General features: G+C 60.5%; 5 protein-coding genes. 2 read left to right on the top strand and 3 right to left on the bottom strand.

Annotation, left to right across the window (positions count from 1 at the left end; all coding sequences use genetic code 11):
- Positions 1-160: 160 nt before the first annotated feature.
- Positions 161-1,252, bottom strand: coding sequence for a DUF1615 domain-containing protein (locus tag BMY54_RS14765; protein ID WP_093433907.1), 1,092 nt, complete (start codon positions 1,250-1,252; stop codon positions 161-163).
- 221 nt (positions 1,253-1,473) lie between these two features.
- Between BMY54_RS14765 and BMY54_RS14760 the strand changes: the two genes are divergently transcribed.
- A complete protein-coding gene (locus tag BMY54_RS14760; protein ID WP_093433904.1) occupies positions 1,474-3,678 on the top strand; it encodes a TonB-dependent receptor in 2,205 nt (734 codons plus the stop codon).
- A gap of 509 nt (positions 3,679-4,187) precedes the next feature.
- Positions 4,188-5,723, top strand: coding sequence for an FAD-dependent oxidoreductase (locus BMY54_RS14755; RefSeq protein ID WP_093433901.1), 1,536 nt, complete (start codon positions 4,188-4,190; stop codon positions 5,721-5,723).
- A 124-nt stretch (positions 5,724-5,847) separates the two neighbouring features.
- On the opposite strand, the gene hemB is transcribed toward BMY54_RS14755, so the two are convergent.
- On the bottom strand, positions 5,848-6,822 hold the full coding sequence (gene hemB, locus BMY54_RS14750) for a porphobilinogen synthase (RefSeq protein WP_034154617.1): 975 nt from the start codon (positions 6,820-6,822) through the stop codon (positions 5,848-5,850).
- A gap of 254 nt (positions 6,823-7,076) precedes the next feature.
- The gene (locus BMY54_RS14745) at positions 7,077-7,775 is read right to left on the bottom strand and encodes a glutathione binding-like protein (protein ID WP_093433898.1); all 699 of its coding nucleotides are present in this window, start codon (positions 7,773-7,775) and stop codon (positions 7,077-7,079) included.
- Positions 7,776-7,777: the final 2 nt, after the last annotated feature.

The following is a 7,777-nucleotide window of genomic DNA, read 5'->3' as shown; positions in this document are numbered from 1 at the left end:
CGCGTCGCTGAAGGTGGTTCGGATCGTCTGCTCGAACGCCGCGTTGCTGAAGGTGGCTCGGATCGTCTGATCGAACGTCGCGTTGCCTGATGATTGGCTGTAAGCGCAACAACCCAGAGAAACCCGGCTCCCTTGGCCGGGTTTTTTATGTCTGTCGGATTTATCCGGCCTTGGCCATGCAGCGCTTATAGCGCTCATCAACACGCTTGGCGAACCACGCTGTGGTGAGTTTTCGGGTGATCTTCGGGCTCTGCAGCACGATCCCCGGCAACACCGCGCGCGGCAACTTTTTCCCCTCCGCTTGCTCCGCCAGTTCGAACACTCGCTGATAGAGCTTGGTCTCTTCGAACTCCAGGGTTTTGCCCTTCTCTAGCTGATCGCGAATAGTCGGGTTGCGCATGCCCAGCGACTTGCCGAGGGTGCGCACCGCCAGTTCCGTGCCGCCGGGCATGATCGAGTCGTAGCGGATCAGATCGCCATCCAGCGCCAACGGGATGCCCGAGGCGCGGCTCACCGCGTTTTGAAATGCGGCATTACGACTGGCGTACCAGCCGGCATTGAAATCAGCAAACCGATACAGCGGCTCGCGATAACTCACCGGATAACCGAGCAAATGTGCGATGCCGAAATACATGCCACCACGGCGGCTGAACACCTCGTGGCGGATCGTGCCGTCCACCGGGTACGGATAATCCTTGGCGTGTTGCTCGGCAAATTCGATGCTGACCTGCATCGGCCCGCCGGTGTGCACCGGGTTGAAGCCACCGAACAGCGTGCGACCCATCGGCACCCGGCCGATGAAGTCGTCGAAAATGCCACTGAGTTCTTTTTCACTGCGTGTGGCGTTCAAGCGTTCGCTGTAGGTCTTGCCGTTGGTTGAGCGCACTTGTAACGCGCCGCTGACCAACAAGCTGGGGATGTGCACTTTGGCGGCGCGACGGTCGATTTCGTCGCGGGCGATCTTGCCTAGGCCGGGCACCGTGGGGTCGGCCTGAAAGGTAGATTCCTGTTCGGCAACGGCCAGCACCGAGCAAAGATTCTGCGTGGTCGGGCTGATGTTCTGCGCGGCAAACGCGGCGTAGATATCGGTGGCCCAGCCTTGCCGATCGGCAGTCTTGGCCGGCATCAGCCGCACGATCTCGGCCTTCACTTCAGCAGGCGCACGGGGCGCCGGTTCCTGGCTGCGTTGCCCGGCGCAACCGGCGAGCACCAGCAGTGCGGCGAGGGTGATCGGTAATTGAAAGTTGTGCATGAAGCTTTATCCAGTCCGTTAAGCCCAAACCACCATACACAATCCGTGTAGGAGCTGCCGCAGGCTCCTACACAGGAATGCGGGTATTGAAGGGGTGATGACAAACTGATTGCAAGCCGCTACTGAGAAAACCTATCATTTGCACCTGGAGTCGCATTTGCGCAAGGAGTTCCCGCGCCGCCCTTATTTTTCTCACCGGCCGTGCGCCTCCAGGTCCCTACATGCCCGTTCCAGCTCGACTCGCCGTCCCGTTTCGCCCGACGCTTCTCGCCCTGCTGTGCTCCCTGACTGTCACCGCCCACGCCGCAGACGGCGATAACAAGGCGCTGGTGCTGGACGACGTCAACGTCAACGCCCAAGCCCCGACGCCTAACGCCCTGCCCCCGGTTTACGAGGGTGGCCAGGTCGCCCGTGGCGGCCAGCTCGGCGTGCTGGGCAATCAGGACATGATGGACGTGCCGTTCAGCGCCGCCTCCTACACCGAACAATTGATTCAGGATCAGCAGGCCGAAGACGTCGCCGACGTATTGCTCAACGATTCGTCGGTGCGTCAGGCCTCCGGTTTCTCTAACCAGGCGCAGATTTTCATGATCCGCGGCCTGCCGCTGACCGGCGACGACATTTCCTATAACGGCCTCTACGGTGTTCTGCCACGGCAGATCATTTCCACCGACGCGCTGGAGCGCGTGGAAGTGTTCAAAGGCCCGAACGCCTTTATCAATGGCGTAACGCCGACCGGTTCCGGCATCGGCGGCGGCGTCAACCTGCAACCGAAACGCGCCGGCGATGTGCCGCTGCGTCGTTACACCACCGACATCAACAGCGAAGGCCGTATCGGTCATCACTTCGACATCGGCCAGCGCTTCGGTGAAGACAACCGCTTCGGTGCACGGATTAACCTGTCCCAGCGCGAAGGCGACACCGGCATCGATCACGAAAACCAACGCTCGAAACTGTTCGCCATCGGCCTCGATTATCGCGGTGATGCCCTGCGCATTTCCGGCGATTTCGCGTATCAAAAAGAACGCGTCAACGGTGGCCGCAACTCGGTCAACCTCGGCACTGCCACGCACATTCCGGATGCGCCGTCGGCCGACACCAACTACGCGCCGAAGTGGGGCTATACCGACATCGAAGACACTTTCGGCATGCTTCGCGCCGAGTACGACCTGAACGACAACTGGACCGCCTATGCAGCCGGCGGCGCCAAGCACACCCGCGAAGTCGGGCGCTACAACTCGACCACCCTGGTCGGTAACAACGGCGCGTCGTTCACCACCGGCTCGTTCATTCCGCACGATGAAGACAACACCAGCGTCATGGCCGGCCTCAACGGCAAATTCGATACCGGCGCGGTCAGCCACAAGCTCAACTTCGGCCTGACCGGCATCTGGGCCGAGCAGCGCAGCGCCTATGATTTTGACCTGACCCAATACGCCAACAACATCTACCATCCGGTGCAAACGCCGTCGCCGGTGGGCAATTTTGCCGGCGGCGACTTGAATGATCCCGGCATCGTCGGCAAGACCTTCAACCGCAGCATCGCACTCTCTGACACCCTTGGTTTCTTCGATGATCGCCTGCTGGTCACCGCCGGCCTGCGTCGTCAGCAACTGGTGGTGCAAGGCTACAACTACGCCAGTTGGGGCAGCGGCGGTCGCAAGTCGAGCTACGACGAATCGATCACCACACCCGTCTACGGCGTGGTGTTCAAGCCGTGGGACCATGTGTCGTTCTATGCCAACCACATCGAAGGCCTGGCCCAGGGCCCGACCTCGCCGACCAGTTCCGGTGGTTTCCGTGTGACCAACGGCAACGAAGTCTATGCACCCGCGCGCTCCAAGCAGACCGAAGTCGGGGTGAAAGTCGACATGGGCACTTACGGCGCCAGCCTCGGTGTTTATCGCATCGAACAGCCGAGCGATGGTTACTGCGAAATCGACAGTGCGACTACCTGCACCTACGTACGTGAAGGCGAGCAGATCAACAAAGGCGTGGAAATGAACGTGTTCGGCGAGCCGATCCAGGGCCTGCGCCTGATCAGCGGTCTGACCCTGATGGACACCGAACTGAAGAACACCCTCAATGGCGCCAACGACGGCAACCGTGCGATCGGTGTGCCGTCCTTCCAGTTCAACGCTGGTGCGGATTGGGACGTGCCGGGTCTGCAAGGTGTAGCGCTGAATGCGCGGATGCTGCGCACTGGCGGTCAATACGCGGATGCGGCGAACAATCTGAGCCTGCCGACCTGGAACCGCTTCGATGCGGGGGCGCGTTATGCGTTCAAGATGTCGGAGAAGGACGTGACCGTGCGTCTGGGCGTGGAGAATCTGGCGAACAAGAAGTACTGGGAATCGGCTCAGGGTGGGTATCTGACTCAGGGTGAGCCGCGGGTTGCCAAGTTGTCCGGCACCATTGATTTTTAAAGCTGAAAAGCCCCTCACCCTAGCCCTCTCCCAGAGGGAGAGGGGACTGACCGTGCTGTTCTTTCGAGCTACACCGACCTGAAATATCGAGTCGTACTCAAGTCTTAAAAAACACACAAATCGGCTCCCCTTCCCCTCGCCTTTTAGAGGTAAGGGGACTGACCGTGGTGTTCTTTCGAGTTACGCCGACGTGTGCCACCAAGTCGAACTCAGGTTTTGAAAGGCACCCAAATCGGCTCCCTTCCCCCCTCGCCTTTTAAAGGAGAGGGGACTGACAGGGGTGTTCTTTCGAGCTACACCGACCTGAAATATCGAGTCGAACTCAGGTTTTGAACGGACCCCAAATCGGCTCCCTCTCCCTCGGGAGAGGGCTGGGGTGAGGGGCCCGTATTTATGTCACACAACAGCACCCCAGCCGAACACCATCAAAACCTCCCCGTCTGGCCGATCAACTGGCCAGCCTCTCCTTCTGATCCATACTTGCTGCACAGCAAACGGAGGACAGGCCCATGAACCGCAGCGACGTTCTGATCATCGGCGCCGGCCCGACCGGGCTGGTGCTGGCCCTGTGGCTGAGCAAACTGGGCGTGCGCGTGCGCATCATCGACAAGGCCTCCGCGCCCGGTACCACGTCGCGAGCGCTGGCGGTGCAGGCGCGCACCCTCGAGTTGTACCGGCAACTGGACCTCGCCGACACCGTGGTGCGCAACGGCCATCGAGTGGCGGCGGCGAATTTCTGGGTCAACGGCAAACCGATCGCGCAGTTGCCGCTCAATCGCATCGGCGAAGGCCTGACGCCCTACGCATTCGTCGAAATCTTCCCGCAGGATGAGCACGAACGGCTGCTGATCGAGCGTCTTGAAGACTACGGCGTCACGGTCGAACGCGATACCACCCTGGAAAGCTTCGAGGAAACCGGCGACGGCCTCACCGCGCACTTGCGCCTGCCCGATGGCGAGCAGGAAATCTGCCAGGCCTGTTATCTGGCGGGATGTGATGGCGCCCGCTCAGTGGTGCGCAAAACCCTCGACACCGGTTTTCCCGGCGGCACCTATCAGCAGATTTTCTACGTCGCCGACGTCAAGGCCAGCGGCCCGGCGATGAACGGCGAGTTGCACCTGGATCTGGATGAGGCGGACTTCCTCGCCGTGTTTCCCCTGGCCGGCAAAGGCCGCGCGCGGCTGATCGGCACGGTGCGTGATGAGCGCGCGGATCGCGCCGAAAGCCTGGAATTCTCCGACGTCAGCAGCCGTGCCATCGAACACCTGAAAGTGCATATCGAAGACGTGCACTGGTTCTCGACCTACCGCGTGCATCACCGCGTGGCCGAGCATTTTCGCAGCGGTCGTGCGTTTCTGCTCGGCGATGCCGCGCATGTGCATAGCCCGGCGGGCGGTCAGGGCATGAACACCGGCATTGGCGACGCGATCAATCTGGCGTGGAAACTCGCCGCCGTGCTCAGCGGTGCCGCCGAACCAAACCTGCTCGACAGCTACGAAACCGAACGCATTGCCTTCGCCCGCCGACTGGTGTCGACCACCGACAAAGTCTTCAGTTTTGTCACCGCCGAGGGACGCATGGCCGATCTGCTGCGCATGCGTGTGGCACCGTTTCTGATCCCGAAAATGGCTTCGTTCGAGGCCAGTCGCGAGTTCCTTTTTCGCACCGTGTCACAAGTCACCCTCAACTATCGCGGCATGCCGCTGAGCCAGGGCGCGGCCGGCCATGTGCATGGCGGCGATCGCTTGCCATGGGCGCATGATGGTGAGGGGGATAATTACGAACCGCTAAGGCAACCGTGCTGGCAGGTGCATGTGTACGGCGACACCAGCGACGAAATGATCGCCTGGTGCAATGAACACCATTTACCGCTGCATGTGTTCGACTGGCGCCCGGCGTTTGAAGCGGCAGGATTAGGGCGCAACGGTTTTTATCTGCTGCGCCCGGATACTTATGTGGCGATTGCCGAAAGCAGCGCGGACCCGAAAGTGATTGAACGCTACTTCCGCGATCACGGCATCCGACCCTACTTCAACTGCCCCTGACACACCACAAATCAAATGTGGGAGCGAGCTTGCTCGCGAAGGCGTGGTGTCAGTCAACATGGATATCTGCTGAAAGACCGCTTTCGCGAGCAGGCTCGCTCCCACAGGGGTAACGCGTTGGTCGTCAGATCCCGGCCAATGCCAGATCCATCGCAAAGTAAGTAAAGATCAAATCAGCACCCGCACGCTTGATCGCGCCCAGACTCTCTCGCACCACGCGATCCTCATCAATTGCCCCGGCCTGCGCGCCAAACTTGATCATCGCGTACTCGCCACTGACCTGATACGCCGCCAGCGGCAGGTTCGAGGCCTCACGAATGTCGCGGATGATGTCGAGGTAAGCGCCGGCCGGTTTGACCATCAGCGCATCGGCGCCTTCCTGCTCGTCGAGCAGCGATTCGCGCAGGGCTTCGCGGCGGTTCATCGGGTTCATCTGATAGCTTTTGCGGTCGCCTTTCAGCGCACTGCCACCGGCCTCGCGGAACGGGCCGTAGAGTGCCGAAGCGAACTTGGTCGAGTAAGCCATGATCGGAATCTGGGTGAACCCGGCCGCGTCGAGTGCCTGACGAATCGCCCGCACCTGACCATCCATCGCCGCCGACGGCGCGATCACGTCGGCACCGGCGCGAGCAGCGGCTACAGCTTGTTTGCCGAGGTTGATCAGGGTCTGGTCGTTGTCGACTTCATGGTTGTGCATCACGCCGCAGTGGCCGTGATCGGTGTATTCGCAGAAGCAGGTGTCGGACATCACGATCATCTCCGGCACAGCGTCCTTGGCGATGCGCGACATGCGCGAGACCAGACCGTCTTCGCGCCAGGTGTCGCTGCCGTTGCTGTCCAGATGATGCGACACGCCGAAGGTCATCACCGACTTGACGCCAGCACGGGCATAACGCTCGATTTCGCTGGCCAGTTTGCGCTCGGGAATGCGCATCACCCCGGGCATGCTCTTGATCGGCACGAAGTCATCGATTTCTTCCTCGACAAAAATCGGCAGCACCAGATCATTCAGGCTGAACTCGGTTTCCTGGAACAGGCTGCGCAGGCTCGCATTGCGGCGCAGACGGCGGGGACGTGCTTCGGGGAACTGACTGGACATGAGGGCCTTTCCTGAAAACGGCAGATGAGACGAAAGTCGTAGGGGGCGAAGCTTATGCCTTGCGGGGCGCGCGGTACAAACCTGGATCAATCAAGAGTGCATTACCGGGGGTGTAATAATCCCTGTGGCACAACAAATCCCCTGTGGGAGCGAGCTTGCTCGCGAAGTTGGTGTATCAGCAATAGCAATGCTGGCTGACACGACGCCTTCGCGAGCAAGCTCGCTCCCACAGGGTTATGTGTATAGCCCTGAGATTACGAGGGGATGGTCAGGCCGCGAATGACCGCTGGGCGGGCGAGGAAGCGCTCCAGTACGCGGGTGACATTCGGGAAGTTGCTGATCCCGACCAGATCACCGGCCTCATAAAACCCAATCAGGTTACGCACCCACGGAAACGTAGCGATATCAGCGATGGTATAGCGCTCGCCCATGATCCAGTCACGGCCCTCGAGCCGGCCGTCGAGCACCTTGAGCAGACGTTTGCTTTCATCGACGTAACGATCACGCGGGCGCTTGTCCTCGTAATCCTTGCCAGCGAATTTGTTGAAGAAACCGAGCTGGCCGAACATCGGACCGATGCCGCCCATCTGGAACATCAGCCACTGGATGGTTTCGTAGCGCTGCGCACCTTCCTGCGCGAGCAACTGGCCGCTTTTGTCGGCCAGATAAATCAGGATCGCACCGGATTCGAACAGCGCCAGTGGCTGATCTTCGGGGCCATGCGGATCCAGGATCGCCGGGATCTTGTTGTTCGGGTTCAGCGAGAGGAACTCGGCAGACAATTGATCATTACTGTCGAAAGCGACCTTGTGCGGCTCGTACGGCAGGCCGATCTCTTCGAGCATGATCGAGACTTTGACACCATTGGGCGTCGGCAAGGAATAGAGCTGAATCCAGTCAGGGTACTGCGCCGGCCATTTCTGGGTGATCGGGAACGCGGACAGATCGGTCATGG

The organism is Pseudomonas sp. ok266 (genome assembly GCF_900110195.1).
In the GTDB taxonomy this organism is placed as follows: domain Bacteria; phylum Pseudomonadota; class Gammaproteobacteria; order Pseudomonadales; family Pseudomonadaceae; genus Aquipseudomonas; species Aquipseudomonas neuropathica.
This window is presented reverse-complemented; position numbering and strand designations above follow the sequence as displayed.

Coding starts and splice junctions, on each gene's coding strand:
- BMY54_RS14765 (WP_093433907.1), bottom strand. CDS start 1,252: ATGCACAACTTTCAATTACCGATCACCCTCGCCGCACTGCTGGTGCTC.
- BMY54_RS14745 (WP_093433898.1), bottom strand. CDS start 7,775: ATGACCGATCTGTCCGCGTTCCCGATCACCCAGAAATGGCCGGCGCAG.
- BMY54_RS14755 (WP_093433901.1), top strand. CDS start 4,188: ATGAACCGCAGCGACGTTCTGATCATCGGCGCCGGCCCGACCGGGCTG.
- BMY54_RS14760 (WP_093433904.1), top strand. CDS start 1,474: ATGCCCGTTCCAGCTCGACTCGCCGTCCCGTTTCGCCCGACGCTTCTC.
- hemB (WP_034154617.1), bottom strand. CDS start 6,822: ATGTCCAGTCAGTTCCCCGAAGCACGTCCCCGCCGTCTGCGCCGCAAT.